Raw genomic sequence first — 24,726 nt, forward strand, 5'->3', positions numbered from 1 at the left:
GAGCATGCTGACATGACCCATCGCCTCAGACTCTTGTTTCGTATCCCGCTGCTTCTGCTTCTGATGCTCCTTGGCTCGGCCGGCGCTCGCGCGGCGGTCGAACAGACCGCGTCGCCGCAACCACGCAACCGGCTGGCGATCGTCATTGGCAATTCGAACTATCAAAGCACCCGGCTTGAGCATCTCCCCAATGCAACAAACGATGCCATAAGGCTTTCAGGGAGCTTGAAGCGGCTGAATTTTGAAGTCCTGACTGGGACCGATCTTTCGACCCAAGGTTTTGCCAAACTCCTGCAAGACGCTGAAGCGCGGTTACCGAGCGCCAGTGCCGTTTTGATTTTCTATGCCGGTCACGGCGTCCAACTGAATGGCGAAAACTACCTGCTCTCGGTTGATACGCCCGATCCTGAAAGCCTGGAAAAACTGACGGGCAGCGCCATCAAGCTAAATGATGTGATCGCGCGGTTCGCGCGACGCGACCGCCAGACATTCATATTCCTGGACGCCTGCCGCAACAATCCGCTCGGTTCTGGCAGCGGCGCGAGCAATGGTCTGGCGCAAGTTGAAGTCGGTGAAAATACATTCGTTGCCTTTGCCACTCAGCCTGGAAATGTCACGGCAGATGGCGGCGGCGAAAACAGCCCGTTCACCACCGCACTGCTGAAGAATGTCGAGATCCCCGGGCTCAGCATTTCGGACATGATGATCCGTGTGCGCAACGAAACTGAGGCGCTGACGGTCGGCCGTCAAGTGCCTTGGGATCAATCCAACCTGCGCGAGCAGTTCTATTTCACCGAGCAACAGGTGCTCGATCCGGGACAGTTGAGCGCAAGCCTTTCACGCATCCTGGCAGACCCCACAGCAAAGAAGAGGTTGCAGGTCGAACTTGCCTCAAATGACCTGCAAACAGCCGTGGTCATCGTTGGACAGACGTTGCGGTCGGTCGAGATTCCCGCACCGTCATCCAGTTTGGCGCAGCCTGTTGGCACTCAGGTTGCCAATTTGTCGCCCGCTGAAGGGGTTGAAGACGCTCGCCAAAGTGTCGTCTCCGGTCTCGAAACCCTTATAATCGGTGCGTCCGCGGGCGTGGGGGACAAGGACAAGACGGCCGATCTTGCACGCAACATTCAGACGGAACTTCGTCGCCTGGGCTGCTACCGGATGCAGGTTGATGGGGATTGGGGCACGGGCTCAATTCGTGCTCTCACTGACTACTACAAAAACACCAAGCAGGTCGCAGCAACGACTGAGCCGAGCGTCGGACTGCTCGGCGATCTCTTTCTGCGCTCAGGCAGAATCTGCAAGCAACCGGTCATCGTCAAGGCCAAGCCGGCTAAAGTGGCGTCGGATGCCGCCCCGTCGCGCAACACCCCCAGGGGGATGACTGCAAAACGCTCGCCAGCCGCGCCGAGACGTCCCGCGGCTCCCCCACCCGACATTTCCGGGGGCATCGGCATTGGCGGTGTATTCTAGGCGGCCGCCTTTGCTCACGCCCTCACTTCCCACGGAGCGAACGGGAATGACGGGGCCTTGGGGGTGCTTCACCGCATCGTCTAGCCGCCGTTCCCTTGCAGTGTGTTGCGCCAGATCTGTGCAAGCCCGGCAACCCGGCCGGTCTACAGCGTCCATTGCCCCAGTCGCCAAGGTCGCTCAAGCGACACGAGAGCTGATGGATGCAGTGAGGCAACGAAAACGAGACGGCGTATCACTCCAGTCGGAGACAGCTATGATCTGGCCCACTGAAACGGAGCGACTGAAGTACGTTTTGGGAAGGTTGGTGGGGCCCTGCTGAACACGGCCGATAGCGCCTGCGGACGCTTCGTGGTGATCGCGGATGTGCGTAACAATGTTTGAAGTTGCTAATTTCTTATCATCGCCGAGCAGCCTATCATCCTAGGTTTTCAACGGCTATGCGCTGGAACCCAGTTGGAAAATGCACGTTTCTCTTATGGTCACTTCAACGACCACACGGAGGATCAAATGAACATCAAGATGCTCACAATGGGCGTGCTGACGCTTGCCATGATGAGTGGTTCAGCACTTGCCGCTAACAACACATCCGCTCTCGACGATCCGGCGAAGATGTCGCCGTTCTTCACCGATGCAGGCATGAAAACGTTGAGGTCGGAGGCGGATTTCAAAACCGCTTGGATGTCCATGAAGCCCGATGAACAGAAGGCGGTACTGAAAGACTGCGGCGATACTACGCTTAACAAGGCGCATGCGGATTTCTGCGCTATGGCGAAAAAGATGGGCGGCTAAATTTAGCCTTTGAGGCCAACAAAAACGGGGGTGGACTGTTTGCCCGCCCCGCAGCGTGATCGCGCCCCGCGTCGCGATGATAGCGCGATCTTGGCGGCTCCGTTGCATAGCTATGATCGTTCAACGACGAGCACCACGCCATTGCTCGTTTGAAGCCCCCTGGGTCTTGAAGCACGGCAGCACGGGTCTCAAGTCGCAATGACCTCGGTTCTGCGTCGTGGCGACAGTGCTGCATCTTCCGCTGGGGCCGTGCCGCGGACGCGCTGCTCATCGAGCCAACCGGCGGCAATATCGGTAGATGCTGGTGTGAGGTAGCGTTGTCGAGGTCGGGAGCGCAATCAAACTCCGACAGAAATGACCCGACTAATCGCCAGGTGTGCTTTCCGAAGTGAGATGATTAGCCCTGCCGAGCATCGCCGAAATTCTGGGCTGCACTTGAAAGGATTTTACGAGATCGCTTTATAAGCCGCTGGTTTTGCTCGATAATCTCCTGAGTTTCCTTAATGCGGCGTTGCGTTTCATCCAAGCGGTTAACCAGCTTTTTGGTGTCGTCCATCTTTTGCATGAGAATGGCCGCCTTATCGTGATGTGTAACCTACTGCGTTAGCAACTCGCGCGGGCGGGAAATTGTTCCTTAGCCCAAGTCACGCGGCGCGGATGCAGCAGGCGATATCCCAACAGCAGCTACAATCTTTTGCATTTCGCCTTCCGATAGTGTCACGTGCTCCCGATTAAGGAGGGCACTCGCGCGTCGAGAGTACGTGACCCTTCAGCAAAACGAACTCGTCGCTCAAAGCGAAAAAGATGCGGACTTGAGCGATCCAGCAAGCAAGGCGATCCACTCGCCGTTCAGGCAGATCGTTGGAAAGGGAAGGTTAGTGGGGGAACATGTCCACTTCTTCGCGTTCTGTCGCATGTCTCAAAATCCAGATAGGTTAATATCGGTTCGCAGCAAATCAAGGTTCGGGAGCGGGCCGCACCAACTCCTGCGGCCTTCCCAAGTGACCCTGCCCGCTGGCTCCAGCCAGCGGGCTTTTTCGTGCCCGAAACACTAACTGAGGGAGGAGGTTAACCATACAGTGGTCGATTCCGACGGGATGTGCCACGCCCTATGGAAGGCCCGTCGCGGGAGCGGCGGGCTTTCCTGATGCTGTTTTCATCTCGGCACAATTTGCATGGCGCCGAATGGCATTCTATTCTCCGCATTGGTCACCAAGGTCCGGCAATTGCCTTGATTCTGTCTACGGACGCCGCCGCTGCCGTGAATAGACGCGGCCGGTTTGCGCTCTCTCCTTTGATCGCAGGCGGCTGACAAGGCTCGCTAGCTCGGCGCAGTTTCGCCGCCGCGGATAAGGCGAGGAGCCCCCAGGGCTGATCAAACGCGAGCGACTGTCGTCCGTGACTGCCCGGTCGGGGGCGTCGATAAGTCCCGCCGCCGCCACCGGTCCCTTGATATAAGTGGAATGTGTTCAAAGCCCGCAAGCTCTCGCCAGCGGGTCCTTTTACTGCACCAGTGACATTGCACTTAGGTGGGCGTGCCTGGGTCGCGCGGCATCTGCTGGTTAAGGAGTGTGGCTAGTGCCGTTACAATCTGCACGACGGCAAATGGCTTTGAAATCATGACGCTGTTTGGGACGCCCTGTTCAGCCCAATGGGGGGCACTGTCACCGCTGACGTAGACAACTGGCATTGCTGGTGAGGCGTGGCGGAAATATCTGGCGAGTTCCCATCCAGATTTTCCGTTCCCGAGACGAACGTCAGTGACCAGGGCGCGGATATTCGACGGGTCTGTGTCAAACACCTCGATCGCAATTTCCGCGTTTTTCGCACGAACGACCTCGAACCCAGCGTCCTCTAACCCGGATTCGATATCCATTAGGATCAGCGGCTCATCCTCTACGACCAAAATCACAACGCCAACTCACCGGTTCCCCTCAATGGAGGGCATCTTGCGACCTATCAGAAGATTAGTCCATGCTAATAGCCTCCGCTATTGACGTTAAAGGCGTGGGTGTCCGTCGCCGGCGAGAATTACCGGTAGCGGACGTATGGAAGTGAACATCATGCTTTCGCCGCTAACAGGCAGCTGAAGCATGGATTCCATCAAGGACCACCTTCGCAACATCGTTCGCCGTGATAGCGGCGGCTCGAAAGTTACTGGAGCCTGAAATTCCGCAAAGGCCGCTCTTTGGCGGCTGCATCAATGAGCGGAACGTAATATCTCTCGGCGGCTTATGCCCCGATGAGCACTCGCGGCGTCAACTTCCTCGACAGGTGGGTAAGCAGCAATCTGTCAGGCCTCGCCAGTTCAGACGTGATTACGGTTGCGGAGGCGATTGAAAAGCCTTTCGCCGACGCGAAGGCGATCGGGATCAGTAGCACCGAAATTGAGGAGGAGACCGGCAGCGTTTACGAAACAGTGCTCGACGCCATCGTTCATCATGGAGCGGGCGGGCTGTAGCCGCGAACGAAGATGCGCAAAAGAGGGGCAGACGACCGGGCAAGCGGGCGGCGGCGTAAAGCCCCGGTCGTCTATAGGCAACGTCAGCTGAGCTTGGAGGCACGCCGGCGCGGAGGGATGCGCTTGGAACGGCGCTTCTCCACGCTATGCCCATCAGCGGCGCCTACAATGGGGTTGCCGGCATATGGTGAATGAGCCGCTGCTATCCACAGGCACGCATTCACCATTCCTAAGAGCACGGTCGGGGGCCTGCACTGGCCAATGTCGGGGTTTGCCTCACGTCTCCATCAAACAGTGCGACAAGCCTTCGTCGCCTGGCCACCCGCTGGTGGGGCTTTGTTATTTCCGCTTTGGAAATGCGATCACCTTCGCCTCCAGGCTCCGGCTCCAGCGGCTCATGAACGCGCCGCTCATGCCAGAAGACTTGGCGCAGATCGCGCTGATCAACCCTTTGGCCACAGGGACGTGCAGTTGTAGAAGTGCAGATGCTCTTCAATATGCTGGGCGCTGTGCAACTTGCCGGGAATAGGCGGACCAAGCTCGGACAGCTTTGTCATGCGGGCTGTAACATCCCGCCCTGGTAAAGGTTCCGCAACCATTTTAGCCAAAACTGATTGAACTGCGGTTCGTGAGTGCTGTGTATGGGTTTGAAGGTTCAGTAAGCGGCTGATGCCGATCCTGGTTGAGAAGCCTCCCGAGGGCGAAGAATGGATTCGCGAAGTCAAGTGTGACGGCTATCGATCTCAGTTCAAGGATGAGGGCGGCGTGCGGATTTTCACGCGGCGCGGACTCGACTGCACGGCCAGATACCGAGACCTCGCCAAGGCAGCCGGCGACCTCAATGTCGAAAACGCCACCTTAAACGGCGAGATCATCGTGCTGAACGAGGCTCGGATCTCGGACTTCGGCCCGCTGCGCAATGCCATCACCAGCCGGCAGCATGACCTCTATTTCGTAGCCTTTGATCTGCTGCACCTCAACGGCCATGACCTTCGGGATGTGGCGCTGGAAGACTGTCGCGACATCCTGGCCGACTTGATCCCGCCGCACACCAGGATCCACTTCTATCAGCCTTTGCCCGGCGATGCTGCATTTTCCACCTTGTCGAGCAGCCCGGGCTGGAGGGCATGGTGTCGAAGCGCAATGACCGTATATACCGGAGCGGCCCATCGATGAACTGGGTGAAAGCAAAATGCCATACGGTGGCTGAATACGAGTTACTTGGCGTCGAACGTGAGCCGGGCAAGCCAGCCTTCGCTTTGATGGCCGATCGGAAGACCGGCCAGTGTGTCGGTTCTACCTTCACCAATTCCAGCCGAGCAATCCGAGAACGGCTGTGGAAACGCGTCCAGGAGCATGTGCGACCGGCGCCCAAGGGCATGAAGCGGCCGGCAACGCAATGGGTCAAGCCCGGCATCATCACGCTACATTGCAGAACTTTCGCGAGGAATGAGTAAGATGGTCGTCGCAAAGAATGATCAGGAGCGCATCACCTGTGCCTACGCCTGGATGTATGGCCAGCAGGCGCGCAAGGATGGCAAGGAACGCGCCGTGCCTGAGTATTGGCACGAGCATGCCGAGGCCTGGCTACAGGGCTTCGACGGACAGCCTTTAGAAGGGCCGGGTGCAGCGCCCCTTAGCAGAGGCGGAGCTTGACGAGGCCGCCATCGGCAAGCCGGGAAAGCAAAACGCCGATCGACCTTATCGCCGAATGAGCACGCGCGGTGCGCCGTGCCATGGCCGCCCCGATCAATGATGCGGATTCAAGTTCGCTCATCCGCCGAGGTCGAACAGATGGGCAAACAGCTTCTCACTTTAAAACGGCGCGCCAAGCCTGGACTTATCCGATCATCATCCGCGAGTAGCTCTCGGCCAACATGGCGGGGTTTCCTGGGACTCGTGCCTGGTTGGGGATGGTGGCGGCCGCCCACTACCGGTCATCTCCCGCGGCGAGACCGGCGCCAGTAATGGAGGCCATTTAGGAAAAGTACGCCGACAGCACCACGGGCGAGTTGGTGCGATCCTTCGCTTGTCGGCCGAGGCCGACGGATCTCCGTGATGTTTGAACAACCGTCCTTTGACGCCCTCTCATCCGGACCGATGGTATTCCATTGGGCTAACCCACTCCCCTTTCTGAGCCGCACCGCGCTAGCACCCGAATCAGGTCAAATGTGGCGGAAATACAACTGCACGCGCCGGGAAGCTCTGCTACCAACGGACAGGTTATGGGGGCCACTATGAAAAAGCTGCTTCTTGGTCTGTCGCTGTCTCTGCTGGCGTCCTCGGCGTTTGCTGCCGACGCCATCGTCGGAGAAGCCGCGCCCGTTTTTATTTGGACAGGCGGGTATGTCGGCGTCCAAGCAGGATATGCTTGGAGTGATGGCAACATACACCAAAATAATGGACCGGGGTTTATTGAGTCAGACCCTGACGGGTTCCTTGGGGGTGTCTTCGCTGGTTATAACTATCAGATGTCAAACGACGTCGTGATTGGTGCGGAACTGGACTTCGTGTCCGCCAATGTCGATGGCAGCGGCCAAATATTTGCCGCTCCTGGTCTGCCATTTCCGGGCGGCGTCGGGACTGAGGAGCTCAACTGGAGTGGGGCGGCAAGACTTCGCCTGGGATATGCCGCCGATCGCTTTCTTCCCTACATCGCGGGTGGCGTTGCATTTGGAGACATCGGCATCAGCAGTAACACCGGCGTAAGTTCTTTCGGAGATACATTCACGGGATGGACGATAGGCGCGGGCTTGGATTATGCCATGACGGCCAATCTGCTGCTGCGCGCCGAGTATCGCTATACTGACTTCGGCAAGGAAGCATTGCCGGCGGGGGTTGTTGATCTGACTACCAGCGAGGTTCGCTTAGGCTTCGCCTACAAGTTCTAGTCCTCTGAGCCCAATAGAGCCTGTCGCTTACCGCGATGGGCCTTTTGCGCAAGGATTAGCCGCTGACTGGCTGTTGTGAGCTTCGGCGATTTAGAGCTCGCACAGCTTTCCGCCCATCTTCGAGATTTACCTTCATAGGCAAAGGTAAAGGTGACAGTCACGTATCGGCCTTCGCGTTAGGTTCGTTCGCCCAGCCTTCAGGCAATCGGTCAAAGACACCAACCCTACTTAAAGCTCAGTGGGGGAATCACGCCGAGCTGTTTTTGGGAAGATATGTGCAACGACCAAGCGCACGAGGGAGCTAGGCGCAACGCAAGTCCCCAAAAAAGCCTTCACTGGGTATTTGGCCCGTTCGGGGGAAGGGTACTCCGGGGCAGGCAAGGGGCGCTGGTTTAGGGCAGCGCCTCCTTCGATGTCGTCGTCGCAAGTAGAGCGATCCTGGCAATAGCGAGGACGCGCCGTCGCGGTCGCACCTTTGGGAGGCGCACGACTGCCTCTGCATTCTGCATCCTGGAGCGCGTCTGCTTCTTTACCACTCGCAGGCTCGTTCGGGTAGGGCAGGATCGGAAACCTGCCGGTCTAGGCAATGCCAGGATGCTTTGGCGGCGGCTTGTTGCTCGTTCAATAGCAACCGATTTAAGCCCGGGAGCTAATGCGACCGCGACGCTTTGAGTTTAGTTGAATAATGTCGGCCCTGTTGACCGGGCAGAACACCAGGCGACCTCGTTAAGTGACGTCCGAGATGGTCTACCGATGAGCGGCTTTACGACAACTCGCAGCGCCCGTCGGGCGCAGGATTGCCTCATAGGAACCTTTAAGAAAACCGGCCGTTGTTGGCGGTCCACCAGACCACAAAGGGGGCCACTTGGACCAGGATGATGCGGCACCGACACCGACTGGCGTACCAGGATTGGACTATGTCCTGCGCGGGGGATATGCCAGATACAGATCGCATCTAATCGAAGGACGTCCAGGCTCAGGCAAGACGACGCTCGGCCTGCAGTTCTTGATCGAAGGCGTCGCGGCAGGCGAAACCTGCCTCTACATCACCCTTTCTGAGAGCAAACGTGAGTTGCTTGCGGTCGCAACTCGTCACGGCTGGACCCTCGACGGCATCGTAATCCTTGAACTTGTGCCTCCGGAATTGAGCCTCGATCCATCACAGTTGCAGACGCTGGTGCACTCTTCCGACCTGGAACTCGGCGAAACCGTTCGATCCGCGCTGGCGGAGATAGAAACGCTGAAGCCTGATAGAGTTGTTTTCGACTCTCTTTCGGAGATTCGCCTTCTTTCGCAAGGTTCTTTGCGGTATAGGCGGCAGGTTCTGGCCTTGAAAAGCTTTTTCTTGCTCAACGACGCGACGGTCCTGCTTCTAGATGATCTCACCGCTGAGCATGACGACTTCAATCTACATTCCATTAGCCACGGCGTGATCCGCATGGAGCAGCTATCGCCAATCTATGGCAGTGAGCGCCGCCGTCTGCGGGTCATCAAGATGCGCGGTGTCGAGATCCGAGGTGGGTTCCATGATTTTGTCATCCGCCCCGGCGGAGTGATTGTGTTTCCGCGGCTTGTCGCGGCCGAACACGAAGAAGGATTGCACGGTCCCCCAGCCCTCAGCGACAGTTCTGTGGACGCACTCATGGGAGGCGGGCTCGCTAGGGGTACCAGCAACCTGTTGATTGGCCCCTCTGGTGTTGGGAAATCCACTATCGCCTCATCCTATGGCCATGCTGCGTTGTTGCGGGGTGAGCGCGTGCTGGTGCTCCTATTCGACGAAACCAAACGGATCTTTCTGACGCGTGCTGCCGGTGTTGGATTGGATCTGCAGAAGTTTGTTGACCAAGGGGCGCTTCTCCTCGAACAGATTGATCCAGCCGATTTGTCGCCGGGCGAACTATCAACCCTGATTCAAAAGGCCGTCGAATTGTCCGACGTGCGCATTGTTGTCATCGATAGCCTCACCGGATACTTAAACGCCCTAGCGGAACAACAGTATCTTGTCCTGCAAATGCATGAAATTTTGACTTACCTCAATCACAAAGGCGTTGTGACCATTCTGCTGCTTGCCAATCACGGGCTCATTGGCAACATGTCCGTCCCGATTGACATCACTTACCTCTGCGATGCGGTTATGCTGCTTAGGTTCTTTGAGAGCGGCGGTCGGCTCCGACGCGCGATCTCTGTTGTCAAGAAACGGGTCGGGCCGCATGAGGACACCATCCGGGAATTCAGGATCGGTAGCCAAGGTCTTGCTGTGGGAGAGCCACTGGCAGAGTTCCGGGGAATTTTGACGGGCGTGCCACTTTTCGAGGGAACATCCTCGGAACTTCTGGAAGACAAGGACCGGGCATGAACGCCCGTGAGGGAGACGTGCTAATCCTTGCTCCGCTCGGGCGAGATGCCAAGCTAGCGGCCTCCATTCTCGCCGAAAGCGGGATCTCTACACATATCTGCAAAACCCTTGATGAGGTGGTGGCAGCACTCGAGACTGCCAGATGTCTCGTCGTCACCGAGGAAGCTTTGCTTCACGCTGATCGTACTGCGTTGGCAGCCTGGCTCGACATGCAGCCGGCTTGGTCGGACTATCCGATCGTATTGCTGGTGATGCGGGAGACGGAGTTCGACAAGCGGCTAAATTTTCTCGACCGGCACTTGATCGTCCTTGAACGGCCGTTCCTGGCCTCGAGCTTGGTCAACTCGGTCCGCTCGGCACTGCGTGCCCGCAGCCGCCAGTTAGAAGTCAAGTCGTACATCGAACAGAAGCAAGAAGTGGCTGATCGCCAGAAATTGTTGATCCGGGAACTCCATCATAGGGTAAAGAACACTCTTGCCAACGTTCGCGCCATGATGAGCGCCACAGCGCGAACGAGCGGGCGGGTGGAAGACTTTGTCCGCGACTTTTCGGCACGAATTGTCTCCCTCGCGGACACACATTCCATTCTGACTGATGACTACTGGCAGACCGCGTCTTTGCGCCAGCTTCTTGAGGGAGAACTTCGCCATTACGACACGAGCGGCTCTTCACGGGTCGTGCTTGAGGGGCCCGATGTAGCGCTGGTCGCCGACATTGCCATTCCTGTAGGCATGGCATTTCACGAGCTCGCCTCCAATTCCTCCAAGTACGGAGCTTTGTCCCGGCCGAACGGGCGGGTTGAGGTAAGTTGGTCGATCGAACGGGCCAGCGATCACCGGGTCGTTGCGTTGCATTGGCGAGAAAGGGATGGACCTACAGTGCAAGAACCAAAGCGAAAGGGCTTTGGCACGGTACTGCTGGAAAAAGTTGTCGCTGTGCAGTGCCAGGCGAAGATCAATTTAGTCTACGACCCCGATGGGTTGCAGTTCGACATGGAGCTTCCGGTGCGAGATACCCGGCTCGTTCCCGCCTACGGATAGGAACGACACGAATGCCTAAATCCTCTCGTCAGGCTCGAGATAGCGATCGAGCTCGGACAACCGATGTGTAGGTCTCGCCAGCTTCGCTCTCGCCAACTCCGTAAAGATCGCGCTGGCGGGCAATCGGCGATGCAGCTTTTCGACGGCGGGCTGTACCGCGGCAATGATACTGCCGGTTTGGCTCGATCCGCCGGCAGCGATAAGAGAACCTGGCAGGAGGATGTCACCTATTCGAACGAGACCTTGTCGATCCATAGGCTTGGGCGCTTGGCGGCATGCTGGATCTGCACTGTCGCCGTGCCCATGCCCATTTCGACTCTCGCTGCCTCGATGAGAGCGCTGCCGTCGGCTGAGACGCGGAGGCGCATTGTCGTGGGAAAGCGGAGACGGGACAGTAGGCAGTCGCCACGCCGATCAGCCATTGGCCGTCGCACTGAGACCGAGGCTCTCGTGCCTGAACCATCCCCGTCGGCGGCAACCTCGCATTCGAGCGCGAGCAGCGCCTGCTCGTCTTCATCGAGACGCGACGGCCGACTGTTCTCAGGCATGCCCTTATTGGTCGCCTGGTCGATCAGGTACTAGGGTCTAGGCCTAGTTCATCAGGATCGAGCGCTTCGCCTCCAGCGCCAGCGTCAGATCGCGGACCAGGTCCATAGGCGATGTCCAGCCATCCGAACCGGAGGATCGTCGGGAGTGGCCGCACTGTCGAGGGCGCGCCCGCAGCACTCCTGAAGGACGGCAAGTCCGAGCCGATCAAGCACAGCATCCGAGAAAGCTCGCGTCGAACTCCCGGCCTGTGCAGGCATCTCATCGAGCTGCAGGCAACGGCCTTTGCCGACCAGCCCGATCGGGGAGACGCAGGTCAGCCCCTGCTGCTCGGCGTAGCGGATGGCAGATTCCAATGTCGGAAAGCCAAGCTCGACCTGGGCCAGCGTGTCATCGCCGCTCGTCTAGCCCACCAGGGCTCGGCGAACGGCGCAGTGCTTCGCTCGAAACGAGGCGCCAGCCCCCCAAGCGTGCCTTGCCGGACGTGGTCAATGCGCGCGACCGCATCGTCCGGGAAGAGCGAGCGCTTCATCGAAAGGCTTGTGCAGGTTGTCGTTCGACGGCCACCCCTGTGGGTTATAACCTGGTTCGGTCTGTCGACCTGTCTGGTGTTCATTCCTGCCTGCCTGAAGGACGCTGCCGGCGGCGGCCAGCTGCCCGCCGCCGGCGCCTGCCACGGGTTAGCTCTTGATGGCGATGCGCTTGACCTGCGACTGCGCTCTCTCGCTCTTGGGCAAGGTCACGGTCAGCACACCATTGCTGAAGCGCGCGTCGACCTTGTCGTCCTTGACCTCGTAGCCGAGTGGGATGCGCCGCTCGAAGTGGCCATAGAAACGCTCGGAGAACTGCCGGTCCTTGTCCTCCGTCTCGGAGTGTTTTTCGCCCTTCAAGGTCAGCACTCCGTCGTCGAGCAGGACTTCGATGTCCTTCTCTTCGAGGCCAGGTATCTCGGCTGTCACCTTGATCTCCTTCTCACTGTCGGAAATCTCGACGCTCGGCCAACCGCCGCTGAAGGCGGAAGGAGTGTTGAAAGAGGGAAGGTTCGAGCCGAAGCCGCGAAAGACGTCGTCGAACAGCCGGTTCACCTCGCGATGCAGCGACAGGAACGGGTCGCGCTCGCTATCGCGGAACACAGTTGGAGCCTGGTTGCCGTTGCCTCGGTTCCAGGGGATCAGATCACGGACATTCATTGTTCTTCTCCTTCTGTTTGTTCGTTTGTTTTCCCGCCGGCGCCGGGGAGTGCCCAACGCCGTGCCCAATGTGCGCTTTGGGGGCGGCTTTAGGCGGCCTGCTTCTCGGTCTCGATCTGCTTCGTCTCGACCTTGGGCAGCGCCTCGCCGGCCGCAATCTTGATCTTGCGGGGCTTCATTTCCTCGGGAATCTCGCGCTTGAGATCGATCGACAGAAGGCCATTGACTAGGCTTGCGCCTATGACCTTCACATGGTCGGCCAACTCGAAGCGGCGCTGGAAAGAACGCTCGGCCATACCGCGATGCAGATAATGGCCGGTGTCCTCACCAGCCTTTTGACCCGACACCATGAGCATGTTCTGCTCCTGGGTGATGGTCAGATCGTCCTGCGAGAAACCGGCCACCGCCATGGTGATGCGGTAGTCGTCCTCGCCAGTCTTGGCGGTGTCATAGGGAGGCCAGTTGTCGATAGTTTCGACGCGGCTCGCAGCCTCCAGCGCGTTCAGCATTCGGTCGAAGCCGATGCTCGACCGGAACAGGGGAGAAAAGTCGAGAGTGGTTCTCATAGCCACATCCTCCTTTGAGCAATATGGATACAAGGTCTTCGGCCGCCGGATGCTCTCCGGCCGGCATACCGGCCCCGATGGCGCCGGCGGTCATGATTTAGTTCACTGGATTGGCTGTTCAAGAGGCCGGCGTCTTACTACGAGGCCTTTAACCTGAACCCGACTGCGTGATGATGCGGACCCTGCCCCTAGCGACTCCTGCGCGACCGGCACGCCGGCCGAGGTGATGCGGGCGACGACGAGATTCTATGAGGTGCTTTTCGAAGCGGCTGACAAGCGAGTCGCGCTGCGTCTGATGCGCACGCCCTCGGTCCAAGGCACCTCCCTGCGTCGCGAAGGGTCGGTTCCAGTCGAATACCACAACCCGCTCGCCTGAACGCGCGGATGGAAAAAGGGGCAGGTGATCGGATTGAGATCGGTTCGATGGTGCTTGTGGGCTGTCTTCTCGATTGCGCTCACCGCATGCGCAGGGCAGCTCCAAGCGCCCTAAATCCAAGCTCAGCGCCGCGGATGCAACGGTTCTCCACCTGACGAACGTCAAGATCAACGATCGGCTCAGGCATAGCAAGTTTGCGGAAAGCTCCGAAAATCGTGCAACTGCTCGGAGGGCGATTGGCTTCAGGCCAGACGCTTATGGATACAATGTGGGCCTCGGCGACGGACTAGGGATAGCGGTTGCCGGGGCGTTCGGAGCCGTCGGCAGGGTCGCGGCGACAACAATCACCAGACGCTTCACGATTGGCAATTCTACCCAATCCAAATTCAAGGCAGCTACACATAAATTTGAAATCGACACGCCCCTTCGTATCAAGCCGACATTGAATGCATCGCGGATCGGCTTTAGAAAGAGGTACTTACAATCTTAGCTATTGGGAGGTAGCTATGATCGAAAGCCGTACAGACATCGCGCGGGCGATGATCGACGCCACCTTGACCTCGCGCCACCGCTCAATAAATGACATCGCGTCAATTCGTCGTGATCTGGACCAGTCCAGGCGGGGAGTTGCTGCATCACGCGCCCTTCTTAAGCGGTTGCGCCAGCGCAATATAGACGAGGCGAACAGAAACGTTGAGCAACACCCGGTGTCCGCGTTCGATGCCGACATTCTCCGCAACGTCTTTCGGAATTTGGTTTTGGAAGCGAAGGCACCGGAGTGTCAATGGCGCGACCTCGCCCAGACCCTTGTTTACGAGTTTACCGGCTGTAAGCGGCTTCAATCCGGCTTGATAGACTGGATCGTCAGAAGATGATCGCTGGGGCCTTGAACCTCCAGAAAGTACTCGGGATGTCTTTTTTATTGAAATACCGATTGCGGCGGACTTATTTGAAATCGACGTTGCCCGTCGCTTTCCAGGGAGGCTGTGGTGGATAGCGTGGTCGTGATGCTGAACGGCAAGGTTCTGCCTTGCATTGAAGTGTTCGAGGGCGGCGGAGAATGGTTCGTACGCGTGCTTGAGAAGGACCGGGAACTCACCCGCTCATTTAGACTGGAATCATTGGCGCTGTCCTATGCGCAAAGCCAGCGGCTACGCTTGGGGCTGGATGAGGGTCCTGCCTCCAGGCCAGCCGTAGGGGCGTAACAAAAACCCCCGGCGCTGGGTGAGTGCACCGGGGGCTTTAGGCATGTACAAGAAACCAAGCATGGCCACTTATGAGTCTGAGCTAATATCGTAAATGAATGGTGAAGGTCGGCACGTCGTAATGCTCGGCGTGACCGGGCTGCAGACATTGCAGCAGCGCGTCCGCGACCGTTACTGGCCCGGACGCGGCCGGCTTATGCGGGGCCTCGTAATTTCTCGACCCGGATCGAATGCACCCACGGCCAATGTGTCAGGGTTTCGACCAGCGACTGAAGATGGAACGGGCGGCGACGCTAGGCTCCGTTTCTCGCAAGCGCATTGTGCAGACGCGCGCGGCGACCACGAGCGGGAGGAATGCACCACCTGGAACTGGTGCAGAATAACAACAGAGAACAACTCGTCCACTCTTCGGCCCGCTCCCTGACGGTGACGGGCTTTTCAGGCGGCGCTGACCATCACGGCATAGCCTGATGCCCTTAAGATCAGCGAAACAGGTATCCAGTTTAAGATCTCGGGCAGGCCAGCCATTGGTCAGCTGGCAAAACGGCAAAACCACGCTTGGATTGTGAAGAGTTTCCCGGTGTTGACGATCGAGAACAACTGCCAACACCGTCGTCAAGGAACACTTAGGCCTGGAACGAAATTGTCGCCAGGCCGACAATGAGCGCCCCTTGTCTTTCGCCATAAATCGACGTGCCGGAACAAATGGCGAATAGTCCGCCCAGCCTCGCGGGATTCTATTAAAAAGTGAAACTCAGCCCGTGGCCTCATGGGGCGGGCCTGCCTCTTTTTATGGAGCGCCTAGAGTCCGAATGACGGAGTCCAAGGGCTGGTCTCGTAGCCAAGGCGCGGCTTCAGACTGCTGGAATCGGCGTGAGGTGAAATGGCCGTACCGGTCGCCGTACAGTCCAATTTCGCTGCAACTGCAGCCTTGATCGAAAGGCCAGCACATGTGTTGGCAACGACTTTTGGCTTTCTTTCGTGCGCCATTGCGGCGCTCGATGCGGTCGCTGCGTTCCCACACGTGGCTCGGGACCTCAAAGCCGTCGCTGATGCAGCATTGCTCTGAACGTCTGATACGCGTTGTGAAGTTGTGAAGTGCTCGTGCCGAGATATAGCGCGCGTGCCGGGTCAGAGATCGTCTGAAGCACTTCGCGAATGCCGGCGTCTTCGATCTCGGAGAGGTCCAGCGCGATGGTCGCGCCGGGGACGGGTCAAATGACGGAGGCGTGAAGTTGTAGGTGCAGGTTCGGGTCATAGCGCCAGCGCCCGCTTGAGATCGTCGTGTTCGAAGGCGCTGGCCATCCGTGTAATTTCTGCAGAGCGGGCGCCCGCCGCCTTGGCGGTTTCACGCCACGTCGCGGTCACGGTCGCGACCTCTTTGACGATTGCGCGGGCCTGCTGCAGTGTGAGGCCGAAGAACTCCGAAGCCGCCTCAAGCAGGTCGAGCGAGCAGGTGCCCTCGTCCAGGTCGATGTTCGTCGTCAGCACACGCGCCTTGAGATCGGTGGGCACAGGATTGAGGTCGTAGGCGGGAGAGAGAGACCATCCCGCCTTGCCGAGCCAAAGGAAGCCATGGTTGCGCAGGTGGTCGTCGACATTGGAAATCAGCACGTTGAAGACGACCCGCCGATAGAGGACATGAGCGTCGGTCTTCCCCTGCGCGCCATGTTGCGTAAGAGCGTCAACGATCTCCGGGTAGCTGCCGCGCTCACCGTCCTTGGCGCCCATCATGGCCATCGCTGACAGGAAAGGAATGCGGATCGAGTCGGAACGATCGAAGCGTCGGGACAGCATCACCGCCTTGCCGGCAACCTCGATTAGCTCATGATGCGGCGTGGTAATGCCGGACTGCTCGGCCAGCCGCAGCGCGATCTCCTCCCATGTCTCCATGCTATAGTCGTCTGTCTCCTTCGGAAATTTGGCGATGGAGAGGTGTCCGTGCTGGTCGATGACCGATGCTTTCGGCCTGGCGCCGCCGAGGGAAGAGCCGGGGGCGAAGATGAGTTGAAGGTCCTCGTCCGTCTCCTCGTCCCGGAGGATCCGTTCGGTGATCTGCAGCAGCCGCCCGAGTTCGATCAGGGCGGGGACGCCGGCGCGGATAGGCGCCTGGAACGTCTCTTCGCCTGCCCAGCGGAATCTGAGGGCACCCAGGCGGGTCTCGTCGGCGACGCCCAGCAGGTAATCGCTTTCCGCAAGGGTGCGAACGGCGCGACCTTCGCGTTCTGCAAGACGGCGCTCGGCGCGCTGCATAAGACGGCGCCCCCATGTGTCGGGCGCTGAGTCTCCTATGGAGCCGAAAGTCACCAGTCCGGCAGGAGGGGCGAAGGCACCGCGGGTCAGGGCAAGGGCGGGCTCAAGCGAGAACCGGTCTGGATTGGCGAGCCACGCGCCATCGTATTCAAAAAGGATAGTCTCCGTGCCTCGAACGCGATTACTCCTCGCCAGGCCGATAGGGCGCGTGCGTCCGTCCAGGGCGATATGTATCTCGAAGTCAGCCATCGCGAGATGATCCGACTGTTCGCTTGAGATGGACGTGCTTGGGCAGTTCCGCGCTGGCCAGCGCTTGTCCAACCGGGTCGTTGCCTATGTCGGCTATCTGGCCAAGACCGTCGAGCAGGCCGAGCGCCTGAAGGACACCTGCATAAATGCCGATGCTGACATTGGTGTCCCCAGCCTCGACCTTTTGCAGGGTCGAGCGGGACGTGAAGGCGCGCTCTGCGACGACAGCCATTGGCAGCCGCCGACGCCGACGGGCATCGTGGATGTCTGCACCAAGCTTGCGCAGGACGCGCCGCACAGCGGCGGGAGGGTTATGTGGTGTAGGCATTTGAAACCTTCGCACTACAGATTAGCCAGACATGTAGCATGAAGCTTACAATTCTCCTAGCCCTCGCGCGATAGCCATCCCATTGAGGGAGGGGAGTGGCGAACCAAGCACGTGACGCTATAATTCCGAGAGGCTGAATCGTGGCCGGCGTTGTCTAGCGTAGAGACGGCGGTGCGGCCGAAGTGACTTTCGGGGTGTTGTCGCCGCCGTGCCTGCCGATAGATGGTGGAACCACAATTTTCGCGATCTGGCAGAAAAAGCCAATGGTTCGGAGGCCGGTACTTTTGACGGCCTATGTAACAGTAGTATGCGGAAATCGAGAAAATATTTTAGTCAATACATCCATTTGCTTAACGTTACGACTGATAATCGAGTGAGCATGGTAGTCCTTTCGCGTGGCCAAGCGCGGATACAGCCTTGCCTGATTGGGACCAGATCGCGGCGGGGATCTGGCCCAGACCGACGACGTTGGGGAGGCCCGGTCCGGACACAGCCGCGTATCACGATCGGCGGATCGTACTAGAGGCGGAACGATTGGGGGGGCTGGCTTGATCCCTCAGTATCCGCCGAATCCCTGATCCAGCCGCTTCAGGCGGGGACACTGGGCGTGGACCAAGTGGGCGCACGAACCTGTCGGCGGCGGTGGTGAGGGCGCACCGATTCTCCTCATCTCCGCCCAGGTGACAGGTGAGCGGCGCCTGGTCGCTCACGACCTCCGCGGCCGCCGCTGACGTTGCGGCGGTGGTCGAGCATCTCGACTTGAGGAATGAGCCCCGTCGAATCCCTTCATCAAGGCCTAAGCAACGCACCCAGCCTTGCAAAGATGCCGCCATTCATAGCGGCGCGAACACGAAGTGCTACCCATCCGGCCTTCATCGTTGCGCCGACATGACAATGGCAAACAATGTCGTGCAATTGCCAGTTGGACAGTTCGAAAAACTTCCGGGCCGCACCATAAGTGTCGTCCTCCAGGCCCTGCGCCCTCAGAATTGGGTCTTCGAACGCAACGCTGATCGGCGACGAAATGCAACGCGCTTCGTTGCGGTCATGGGGGCTCATATATTCCGTGCCCGGGAGCGCTCCAAGGCATCGATCTGGTTGGTGTTCAAGGAGGTTTGCCCAGCGCTCAAGGCGTTGCCTACGAGTCATTGCTGGATATTCCGCGTTCACCTCCGCGATAACGTTCAGTTGTTCAAGTGTCTGGTGTTTCATAGCAAGCTGCTCCCATTGGGCCAGGTTTTCCTTGCTTTCCGAGATCGCGACAGGCCCGGTCGCCATCGCCAAGGCGTGAACCTTGCTTTCTCGGCAAAGTTCCATGGCGTCGAAAATTTGGGTGCCGCTGGCGGAGCCTCGCCGTCAACCCGGAAGTTGCCATCACCAGGCTCTCGAGCCGCAGGCTCAGAAGGCGCGAGCCACCAGGCTGGGAAAATCTGCCCTGGGCCTGCCGAACCCATTGGGAGACGCAAAATATCTGAGGGACCGCGGGCGCGCGGAGCGAATCCGATTGGCGGGACAAAAATATACCGGAGGCAACGGAGCAGTCGCGCTCGCCCAACAAGGTGGACTCTCGATTTCGGCCGACACACGGTTCTATGGTTGGCCATCAACCGCGCGGCCTCATTACTTCGGGTTCCGTTCGGCCGCCCGGCCGTTGAGGCACGGAAGAAGCGCTCTAGCCTGTTGGGCTTTCAAGCGCATATCCACCCAGTCTGACGGTGCGAATGACGTCGTGGTGAGGAGACTGCTTGATCGATCTTCTTAGCCGACTGATGTGAACGTCGACCGTGCGCGGGCCGACATAGACATTGCTGGGCCAAGCAGCCCCGATCAGTTCTTCACGGCTGAGCACCTTCCCCGGGTGCTCAAGCATATGCCGCAGCAGCTTGAACTCGATCGGCCCCAGCTCGATTTCCCGACCGCTGCAGCGTACATGATGCGTGTCGATCTGCATTTCTATGTCGCCATGGCTCAGCGATAGCGCGCTCTGCAGTTGCAATCGCGAGCGCCGGTCGGCTCCGAGCCTGGATCGCAGGTAGTCCAGCAGCTTGGCTGGCGCCAGCGGTCTGATGAAACTCTCATCGATTCCCGATTTCAGCAGCACAATGTGTTGGGGTTCCGCACCGGGCGCAATCAAGGCGATGACTGGAAGGGTACTGGTCCTGTCATCCTGTCTAAGCCGGGCGCAGCTATCCGCCATCTGATTGTCCGGCCGGCAGTCCAACAGCAAGGCCTGAACGGACAGTTCGGCGGCCAACTCGAGCATCTCGTCGACATTGGTTGCTAACGCGCTTTCAAAGCCGTCCACCGCAAGAATGTGGCTCAGGATCAGATAGAACTCCGCGTGATCCGAGCATATGATGATCAGTGGCTTCATGGCGTCGCTCGCGTTTCGGCGGGTCGCTCGGTAGGTTGCTGGTCCCTCGTGCGCACCCGTTTACCCAACCATCTACCGGGGTTGCAAAACATCCGGCTTCGACCTTTTTCCTGTCGCTGGCCTGACGACAGTCAGCTCCTCAGCACGCGGGTGCTTTGCTGGTCCCGCACATCTGTGGGCCAGCCAACTCAGTTCAGTTGATGATTGGCAACTGCTCTGGAGAGAGCTCACTCAAAAACTGGACCCCGGCCTCGCGGATATAGATGACCTCTTCGAACTGGAAGACAGCGCCATTGATCTCCAGCTTGGGCTCCAGGTGCAAGATCATGCCAGGTCTTATCGTTTCTGGATTGGCCTTGGAGATGGACGGAGGTTCTGTGACATCGAGACCTCCACCGTGCCCGATACGTGAAACAAGCCCATAGGCGGGCGGAAGGCCGGCGTCAGACCAAAGCTGCTCGAAGGCGCCGAAAACATCCCCGCACGTCATCCCGGCCCTGACGCTTGTTGCAAGGGCCACGGTCAGCGCACGCGTTCGTTCGTAGGCCTCTATCTCCCAGTTTTCCGGCGCCCCGCCGCGAGCGATGCGGTTTCTGTCGGCAGGGTAGCCCCCATAGGTCGAGCGAAAATCCGTCCACACATACTGGCCAGCCTGCAGGGGATGCAGGCCTGGCGGGCGGCCGTAATTGAACTCGCCCCTGCAGAATGTCATGGCGATCGGATCGGCACGGTCGGCGCCGTTCATGATGATGCGGGCCTGGATCTGCCGGGAAAGCTCGACCTCGGTAATGCCGAGACGCGCCTGCGAAACAGCATCGTCGAAAGCTGCATTGACGATCTCGAAGGAAACGCGCTTTAGATCCGCTTCGAACGGCGATTTGATCATGCGCGTTCGCCACAGCATATCGACCGCGCTCTCAAGCCTGTGCCCGCGCGCCCTCAAGCCGTCGACGATCTCCAGCGAACCGCGACCGGCCATGTCCTGTCCATAGTCAACCGCGACCCGTGCAGTGGCGGCCAGGTCGCCGGTTCGGACCGCTTCGACGATGGTTTGCGCGCCTTCGGCCAGATACCCCGCGTAGTACACGATCGCGAAGGGTCGGTGCCGCGCTTCGAGATTTCTGGTCTCGATCCTGTTGGCGATGACGCGGACATCCTGATGGTCTATCACCAGGAACAAGGGGCGCGAGTGATAGCCCCAGGACAAGGTCCTGTAGTCGGTGAAGTATTCGACATTCTTCTGGTCGGTGAGGACCAGCGCGTCAATATCGTCGTCTGCCATCTCGCGTCGCACCGCGGCAAGCCGCCTGGTCAGCTCGGCCACCGCAACATCGGGTGAGGGTGAAACTGGAAGCATGATTGCCTGCTCCTGATCTAAAGCTCGTCGCGTCAGCCGGACGCCGGGTCGGTTCTCGTCCGCCGCTTGGGGGTTGCGTGATCGGCGTCGATTTCGACCACGCAAGCCAGCCGGTCGAACGGAGATTCGGTTATGCCGAACACCGAAACAGACCTTTCGGTGGTGCTCAGCCTGTAGAGGCGACGAAGGGTCGGATATCCGTTCGGAAGCGCGAACGTCTGCTGTGCTTCATTCGAGGCCGGCGCGGCATCGATCAGCAGCTTGGTCTTGGTGAAGCGCGTGCCGTGCTCGCGCAGGACATCGCCGATGAATTTGTCCCTGAACTCCTCAAGCATCTGATCGCTCACCGGGTGAGGCAGATAGGATGTGTCGTACATGATTGGTGTGTCGTCGGCTAAGATCACTTTGCGCACGCACAGCATCAATCCAGTGGGCGGCTCAAGCACGTCGAAGGCTGGGTCTTGTATTTTTTCGCGCGTCAACGAGATGAGCTGAATGGACGGCTTCAGGCCGAGCCGCAGGGCGTTGTCATAGGAGGTAAGAGAAAAATCGAGATCGCGAATGAACCGTCGCTGCTCCCGGACAAAGGTCCCCAACCCGGGTACCGACCGCAGGATTCCGGCCGACTGAAGATCCCGCAGCGCCCGCTTGATGGTGATTGCGCTGACGCCAAAGTCCTCGGCCAGCGCTGCGGCGGAAGGCAGCGGCTGACCGGCACCGTATTGCGCATCCCGCACCCGGCGCGTGATCTCCTGCCGTACGGTTTCATGAAGAGCAGTCCCGATCTGTCCGGCCATTCTCGCCCTCGCAAGGTATACTAGGAATACCTAGCGCAACGATGAGGCGATGTCCATCCCCACGCAGGCCGGAGCGCCGAACGCGGATTTAACAAAAATAAAACTTATCCTTCACCTGATCTTGACATACTTGATATACCTGGTCTACCTGATAACCTCGACGTTGACGTGGAGAACACCGGATGCCCAACACGGTCGGACTGCTCAGGAAAATGGCAACTGCTGCTACGGCGGCCTGCGCTATTCTCGTTGCAGGCGCGAACAGCCTCAGGGCTGAAACGACAGGTGAGCGGGTCTTGCGCGAGGGCAAGATCGTGATCGGCATTTCGAATGGCGCGCCGTGGGGATACCGCGGTGCCGACGGCGAGCCGGAAGGCTTTCACCCCGACCTGATCAAAGCTGCGTTCAAAGGCCTCGGCGTCGATCGGGTGGAAATCGTGGTCACCGAGTTCGGCGCCCTTATTCCCGGCCTGACGGCGCAGCGGTTCGATGCCATCGCGGCCGGACTCGCCATCACGCCGCAACGATGTGAGCTCGTCGCCTTCAGCGACCCCGATCTGAAGATCGCCGACGCCGCCCTGGTCGCCAAGGGCAATCCGAAGAACGTCCACAGCTATGCTCAGATCGCAGCAAATCCTCAGATAAGGTTTGGGATTGGGCGAGGCAGCGTGACGGCCAAGAATGCTGCGGCCGCCGGTGTCCCCGAAAGCACGATGCTGCTGTTTCCCGACATACAGTCGAATGTCTCGGCTCTGCTCACAGGCAGGATCGACGTCGCCGCATTTTCAGCGCCGACGGTGGCTCGCATCTTGTCCGACCCAAATGTCAACGGCATCGAACGCGCATTGCCGTTCCAAGGCCTGCAGGAGAACGGCAAGGAACGCTTCGGCTATTCAGCTATTGCCTTCCGCAAGGAGGATGGCGACCTTCGTGACATGTATAATTCTCGTCTCAAACTCTTGAAGAGCGACGGAACCCTGGCCCACATCATGGCCAAGAACGGCTTCAGCCATGAGGAGGCAGCACCGGATCTGACCAGTGAGCAGGTTTGCGCAGGGCAGGGCTGACCGGACGCCCCGGGGATCGGCGGCAAGACACGTCGCGGCATCAGCGCGGACGGTCAGGCTCTCGGAGCACGGAGCGGCAGGATCAGGGATGTGCAGGCGTGACTATCGTTGAGATATTGGTCGGAATTTTCGCCGGCTTCCGGACCACGGCAACGGTAACCCTACTGGGCCTGCTGTTTGCCGTGCCCTTCGCCTTGATCTTCGGCGTGGCGCAGTATCTGACACGCGGCATCGCCCGCATCGCCGTCAGCGCCATCATCGAATTCTGGCGCAGTTCCGCAGTCATCATACTGCTGTTCGTCTTTTATTATGCGCTCCCTATCATTGGTATCCAAATGCCAGCGACTATTGTCAGCGCCATGGTGCTGGGGCTCAATGCGGGAGGATACGCCAGCCAGGCCGTCAGAGGCGGACTTCAGTCGCTAGACCGGGGGCAGATGGAAGCTGCCGCGGCCCTCGGCCTGCCGCGACGCCACATCCTTGTATTGATCGAACTCCCTCAAGCGTTGACCAGGATGGCACCGACCTTCATCAACCAGTTCATCCAGCTGGTTAAAGGAACGGCGCTCGTTTCCCTCGTTACGCTGACGGACATGACCTTTCGGGCAAAGGAGATCGCCGAGCTCCAATACAATCCCGTCGGCGTCTACACATCGCTTCTGCTCGCCTATTTCGTAGTCTGTTACCCAGTCGCGCTATTTGGCCGATGGGTCGAGCAGCACATCGGCGTGGCAACGAGGTTATCCAGTGACCTTTGATCTCGAATTCGCCCTCTCGACCGTCCCCACCATCCTCAGCGTCATAGGAACCACGATCGGCGTGGCGCTGGCGAGTTGCGCGGGAGCGTCGGCGCTGGGCTTCTGCCTCGAGATCACCAGGCGGGCGGCGTCCATTGCCGGCTATGTGGTGCGCTTCATGATCGACTTCATCCGGTCCACGCCGGTGCTGGCATGGCTCTATTTTCTCTATTTCGTGCTGCCGCACTACGGGATCACGCTGCCGGCGCTGTTGGTCGGCACACTGGCACTGAGCGTCTATTTCAGCGGCTATCTCGCCGAGGTATTCAAGGCGGGCATCGACGCTATTCCTGCAGGCCAGGCCGAAGCCGCCAAGGCGCTGGGACTGAGCCAGACTGACATCGTGGTATTCATCCTGGCTCCCCAGATGTTGCGCAACGTCGCGGCCCCGGTCGGCAGCTACTTTGTCTCGATCCTGAAGGCTACGCCCTACCTCGCCGTCATCGCCGTACCGGAGATGCTGGGCAAGGCGTTGGATATCGCCTCGGACACCTACCGCTATGCCGAACCGCTGACTGTGGCCGGCATTGCCTTCCTTCTCCTCGCGCTCGCGGTCGCATGGCTGGTCGGCCGGATTGAACGCCAGCTGCTTGGGCCGACTAGAAGATGAA

At 59.1% G+C, this 24,726-nt stretch carries 25 protein-coding genes; 14 read left to right on the forward strand and 11 right to left on the reverse strand.

The window, feature by feature from the left end; genetic code table 11:
* Nucleotides 1–12 precede the first annotated feature (12 nt).
* Nucleotides 13–1,473 (forward strand): caspase family protein, encoded by a 1,461-nt coding sequence (locus FJ954_RS09810; RefSeq protein WP_140620017.1) that lies wholly within the window; start codon nucleotides 13–15, stop codon nucleotides 1,471–1,473.
* Between the two features lie 507 nt (nucleotides 1,474–1,980).
* Nucleotides 1,981–2,262, forward strand: a complete 282-nt coding sequence (locus FJ954_RS09815) for a hypothetical protein (protein ID WP_140661237.1) — start codon at nucleotides 1,981–1,983, stop codon at nucleotides 2,260–2,262.
* 397 nt (nucleotides 2,263–2,659) lie between these two features.
* Here the strand turns inward: FJ954_RS09815 and FJ954_RS31510 are convergent, their stop codons facing one another.
* Entirely contained in the window at nucleotides 2,660–2,827 is a 168-nt protein-coding gene (locus FJ954_RS31510; protein ID WP_181166506.1) for a hypothetical protein, read from the reverse strand.
* 960 nt (nucleotides 2,828–3,787) lie between these two features.
* On the reverse strand, nucleotides 3,788–4,174 hold the full coding sequence (locus tag FJ954_RS09820; protein ID WP_224720258.1) for a response regulator: 387 nt from the start codon (nucleotides 4,172–4,174) through the stop codon (nucleotides 3,788–3,790).
* Nucleotides 4,175–4,504: 330 nt separating this feature from the next.
* Between FJ954_RS09820 and FJ954_RS09825 the strand changes: the two genes are divergently transcribed.
* The 7 genes from FJ954_RS09825 (at nucleotide 4,505) to FJ954_RS09850 (ending at nucleotide 11,010) form a co-directional block, all read left to right on the forward strand.
* Complete coding sequence (locus FJ954_RS09825; RefSeq protein WP_140661238.1) at nucleotides 4,505–4,723, forward strand: DUF768 domain-containing protein; 219 nt, start codon at nucleotides 4,505–4,507, stop codon at nucleotides 4,721–4,723.
* A gap of 669 nt (nucleotides 4,724–5,392) precedes the next feature.
* Complete coding sequence (locus FJ954_RS31920; protein ID WP_246681041.1) at nucleotides 5,393–5,899, forward strand: hypothetical protein; 507 nt, start codon at nucleotides 5,393–5,395, stop codon at nucleotides 5,897–5,899.
* Nucleotides 5,896–6,180 carry a hypothetical protein gene (locus FJ954_RS31925; RefSeq protein ID WP_246681042.1) on the forward strand — a complete coding sequence of 95 codons (285 nt, stop codon included), beginning with the start codon at nucleotides 5,896–5,898 and terminating at the stop codon, nucleotides 6,178–6,180. Before FJ954_RS31920 ends, FJ954_RS31925 begins: the two co-directional genes overlap by 4 nt.
* A gap of 1 nt (nucleotide 6,181) precedes the next feature.
* Nucleotides 6,182–6,379: a hypothetical protein gene (locus tag FJ954_RS09835; RefSeq protein ID WP_140824493.1), complete on the forward strand. Its 198-nt coding sequence runs from the start codon at nucleotides 6,182–6,184 to the stop codon at nucleotides 6,377–6,379.
* 581 nt (nucleotides 6,380–6,960) lie between these two features.
* Nucleotides 6,961–7,614, forward strand: a complete 654-nt coding sequence (locus tag FJ954_RS09840) for an outer membrane protein (protein ID WP_140620010.1) — start codon at nucleotides 6,961–6,963, stop codon at nucleotides 7,612–7,614.
* A gap of 865 nt (nucleotides 7,615–8,479) precedes the next feature.
* Entirely contained in the window at nucleotides 8,480–9,970 is a 1,491-nt protein-coding gene (locus FJ954_RS09845) for an ATPase domain-containing protein (protein WP_140661239.1), read from the forward strand.
* Entirely contained in the window at nucleotides 9,967–11,010 is a 1,044-nt protein-coding gene (locus FJ954_RS09850; protein WP_140620006.1) for a sensor histidine kinase, read from the forward strand. The genes FJ954_RS09845 and FJ954_RS09850 overlap by 4 nt, the downstream gene beginning before the upstream one ends.
* Nucleotides 11,011–11,237: 227 nt before the next feature.
* On the opposite strand, the gene FJ954_RS09855 is transcribed toward FJ954_RS09850, so the two are convergent.
* The 3 genes from FJ954_RS09855 to FJ954_RS09875 all read right to left on the reverse strand — a co-directional run bounded on the left by FJ954_RS09855 (nucleotide 11,238) and on the right by FJ954_RS09875 (nucleotide 13,312).
* Nucleotides 11,238–11,558, reverse strand: coding sequence for a hypothetical protein (locus FJ954_RS09855; protein ID WP_246681043.1), 321 nt, complete (start codon nucleotides 11,556–11,558; stop codon nucleotides 11,238–11,240).
* A gap of 678 nt (nucleotides 11,559–12,236) precedes the next feature.
* Nucleotides 12,237–12,746 (reverse strand): Hsp20/alpha crystallin family protein, encoded by a 510-nt coding sequence (locus FJ954_RS09870; protein ID WP_140620004.1) that lies wholly within the window; start codon nucleotides 12,744–12,746, stop codon nucleotides 12,237–12,239.
* 89 nt (nucleotides 12,747–12,835) lie between these two features.
* Nucleotides 12,836–13,312 (reverse strand): Hsp20 family protein, encoded by a 477-nt coding sequence (locus FJ954_RS09875; RefSeq protein ID WP_140661240.1) that lies wholly within the window; start codon nucleotides 13,310–13,312, stop codon nucleotides 12,836–12,838.
* Nucleotides 13,313–14,194: 882 nt separating this feature from the next.
* On the opposite strand from FJ954_RS09875, the gene FJ954_RS09880 reads away from it, so the two are divergent.
* Together FJ954_RS09880 and FJ954_RS09885 are read left to right on the forward strand one after the other, a co-directional pair.
* On the forward strand, nucleotides 14,195–14,563 hold the full coding sequence (locus FJ954_RS09880; RefSeq protein WP_140661241.1) for a hypothetical protein: 369 nt from the start codon (nucleotides 14,195–14,197) through the stop codon (nucleotides 14,561–14,563).
* Between the two features lie 114 nt (nucleotides 14,564–14,677).
* Complete coding sequence (locus tag FJ954_RS09885; protein WP_246681044.1) at nucleotides 14,678–14,893, forward strand: hypothetical protein; 216 nt, start codon at nucleotides 14,678–14,680, stop codon at nucleotides 14,891–14,893.
* 1,254 nt (nucleotides 14,894–16,147) lie between these two features.
* On the opposite strand, the gene FJ954_RS09890 is transcribed toward FJ954_RS09885, so the two are convergent.
* From FJ954_RS09890 to FJ954_RS09915, 6 genes are all read right to left on the reverse strand, one after another.
* Nucleotides 16,148–17,395: a HipA domain-containing protein gene (locus FJ954_RS09890; RefSeq protein WP_140661242.1), complete on the reverse strand. Its 1,248-nt coding sequence runs from the start codon at nucleotides 17,393–17,395 to the stop codon at nucleotides 16,148–16,150.
* The gene (locus FJ954_RS09895; protein WP_010185539.1) at nucleotides 17,388–17,723 is read right to left on the reverse strand and encodes a helix-turn-helix transcriptional regulator; all 336 of its coding nucleotides are present in this window, start codon (nucleotides 17,721–17,723) and stop codon (nucleotides 17,388–17,390) included. Before FJ954_RS09895 ends, FJ954_RS09890 begins: the two co-directional genes overlap by 8 nt.
* Nucleotides 17,724–18,512: 789 nt before the next feature.
* The gene (locus FJ954_RS09900; protein ID WP_140661378.1) at nucleotides 18,513–18,935 is read right to left on the reverse strand and encodes a hypothetical protein; all 423 of its coding nucleotides are present in this window, start codon (nucleotides 18,933–18,935) and stop codon (nucleotides 18,513–18,515) included.
* A gap of 460 nt (nucleotides 18,936–19,395) precedes the next feature.
* Nucleotides 19,396–20,097, reverse strand: coding sequence for a response regulator transcription factor (locus FJ954_RS09905; protein ID WP_140661243.1), 702 nt, complete (start codon nucleotides 20,095–20,097; stop codon nucleotides 19,396–19,398).
* Between the two features lie 193 nt (nucleotides 20,098–20,290).
* Complete coding sequence (locus tag FJ954_RS09910; protein WP_140661244.1) at nucleotides 20,291–21,454, reverse strand: M24 family metallopeptidase; 1,164 nt, start codon at nucleotides 21,452–21,454, stop codon at nucleotides 20,291–20,293.
* Between the two features lie 32 nt (nucleotides 21,455–21,486).
* The gene (locus FJ954_RS09915; protein WP_140619994.1) at nucleotides 21,487–22,251 is read right to left on the reverse strand and encodes a GntR family transcriptional regulator; all 765 of its coding nucleotides are present in this window, start codon (nucleotides 22,249–22,251) and stop codon (nucleotides 21,487–21,489) included.
* 182 nt (nucleotides 22,252–22,433) lie between these two features.
* On the opposite strand from FJ954_RS09915, the gene ehuB reads away from it, so the two are divergent.
* The 3 genes from ehuB (at nucleotide 22,434) to FJ954_RS09930 (ending at nucleotide 24,725) form a co-directional block, all read left to right on the forward strand.
* Nucleotides 22,434–23,318 (forward strand): ectoine/hydroxyectoine ABC transporter substrate-binding protein EhuB, encoded by an 885-nt coding sequence (ehuB, locus tag FJ954_RS09920; protein ID WP_224643165.1) that lies wholly within the window; start codon nucleotides 22,434–22,436, stop codon nucleotides 23,316–23,318.
* Nucleotides 23,319–23,416: 98 nt separating this feature from the next.
* Nucleotides 23,417–24,076, forward strand: a complete 660-nt coding sequence (locus FJ954_RS09925) for an amino acid ABC transporter permease (protein ID WP_140661245.1) — start codon at nucleotides 23,417–23,419, stop codon at nucleotides 24,074–24,076.
* Nucleotides 24,066–24,725, forward strand: a complete 660-nt coding sequence (locus FJ954_RS09930) for an ABC transporter permease subunit (protein WP_140619990.1) — start codon at nucleotides 24,066–24,068, stop codon at nucleotides 24,723–24,725. Before FJ954_RS09925 ends, FJ954_RS09930 begins: the two co-directional genes overlap by 11 nt.
* Nucleotide 24,726: the final 1 nt, after the last annotated feature.

The sequence above is a fragment of the Mesorhizobium sp. B2-3-15 genome, from assembly GCF_006442875.1.
Lineage (GTDB): Bacteria > Pseudomonadota > Alphaproteobacteria > Rhizobiales > Rhizobiaceae > Mesorhizobium > Mesorhizobium australicum.

Bases quoted from the DNA above. Each gene is read 5' to 3' on its own strand.
- FJ954_RS09810 (WP_140620017.1), top strand. From the start codon at position 13: ATGACCCATCGCCTCAGACTCTTGTTTCGTATCCCGCTGCTTCTGCTT.
- FJ954_RS09890 (WP_140661242.1), bottom strand. From the start codon at position 17,395: ATGGCTGACTTCGAGATACATATCGCCCTGGACGGACGCACGCGCCCT.
- FJ954_RS09850 (WP_140620006.1), top strand. From the start codon at position 9,967: ATGAACGCCCGTGAGGGAGACGTGCTAATCCTTGCTCCGCTCGGGCGA.
- FJ954_RS09855 (WP_246681043.1), bottom strand. From the start codon at position 11,558: ATGCCTGAGAACAGTCGGCCGTCGCGTCTCGATGAAGACGAGCAGGCG.
- FJ954_RS09880 (WP_140661241.1), top strand. From the start codon at position 14,195: ATGATCGAAAGCCGTACAGACATCGCGCGGGCGATGATCGACGCCACC.
- FJ954_RS09910 (WP_140661244.1), bottom strand. From the start codon at position 21,454: ATGCTTCCAGTTTCACCCTCACCCGATGTTGCGGTGGCCGAGCTGACC.
- FJ954_RS09915 (WP_140619994.1), bottom strand. From the start codon at position 22,251: ATGGCCGGACAGATCGGGACTGCTCTTCATGAAACCGTACGGCAGGAG.
- FJ954_RS09815 (WP_140661237.1), top strand. From the start codon at position 1,981: ATGAACATCAAGATGCTCACAATGGGCGTGCTGACGCTTGCCATGATG.
- FJ954_RS31920 (WP_246681041.1), top strand. From the start codon at position 5,393: ATGCCGATCCTGGTTGAGAAGCCTCCCGAGGGCGAAGAATGGATTCGC.
- FJ954_RS09905 (WP_140661243.1), bottom strand. From the start codon at position 20,097: ATGAAGCCACTGATCATCATATGCTCGGATCACGCGGAGTTCTATCTG.
- FJ954_RS09870 (WP_140620004.1), bottom strand. From the start codon at position 12,746: ATGAATGTCCGTGATCTGATCCCCTGGAACCGAGGCAACGGCAACCAG.
- ehuB (WP_224643165.1), top strand. From the start codon at position 22,434: ATGCCCAACACGGTCGGACTGCTCAGGAAAATGGCAACTGCTGCTACG.
- FJ954_RS09900 (WP_140661378.1), bottom strand. From the start codon at position 18,935: ATGAAACACCAGACACTTGAACAACTGAACGTTATCGCGGAGGTGAAC.
- FJ954_RS09895 (WP_010185539.1), bottom strand. From the start codon at position 17,723: ATGCCTACACCACATAACCCTCCCGCCGCTGTGCGGCGCGTCCTGCGC.
- FJ954_RS31925 (WP_246681042.1), top strand. From the start codon at position 5,896: ATGAACTGGGTGAAAGCAAAATGCCATACGGTGGCTGAATACGAGTTA.
- FJ954_RS09840 (WP_140620010.1), top strand. From the start codon at position 6,961: ATGAAAAAGCTGCTTCTTGGTCTGTCGCTGTCTCTGCTGGCGTCCTCG.
- FJ954_RS09825 (WP_140661238.1), top strand. From the start codon at position 4,505: ATGAGCACTCGCGGCGTCAACTTCCTCGACAGGTGGGTAAGCAGCAAT.
- FJ954_RS31510 (WP_181166506.1), bottom strand. From the start codon at position 2,827: ATGCAAAAGATGGACGACACCAAAAAGCTGGTTAACCGCTTGGATGAA.
- FJ954_RS09875 (WP_140661240.1), bottom strand. From the start codon at position 13,312: ATGAGAACCACTCTCGACTTTTCTCCCCTGTTCCGGTCGAGCATCGGC.
- FJ954_RS09835 (WP_140824493.1), top strand. From the start codon at position 6,182: ATGGTCGTCGCAAAGAATGATCAGGAGCGCATCACCTGTGCCTACGCC.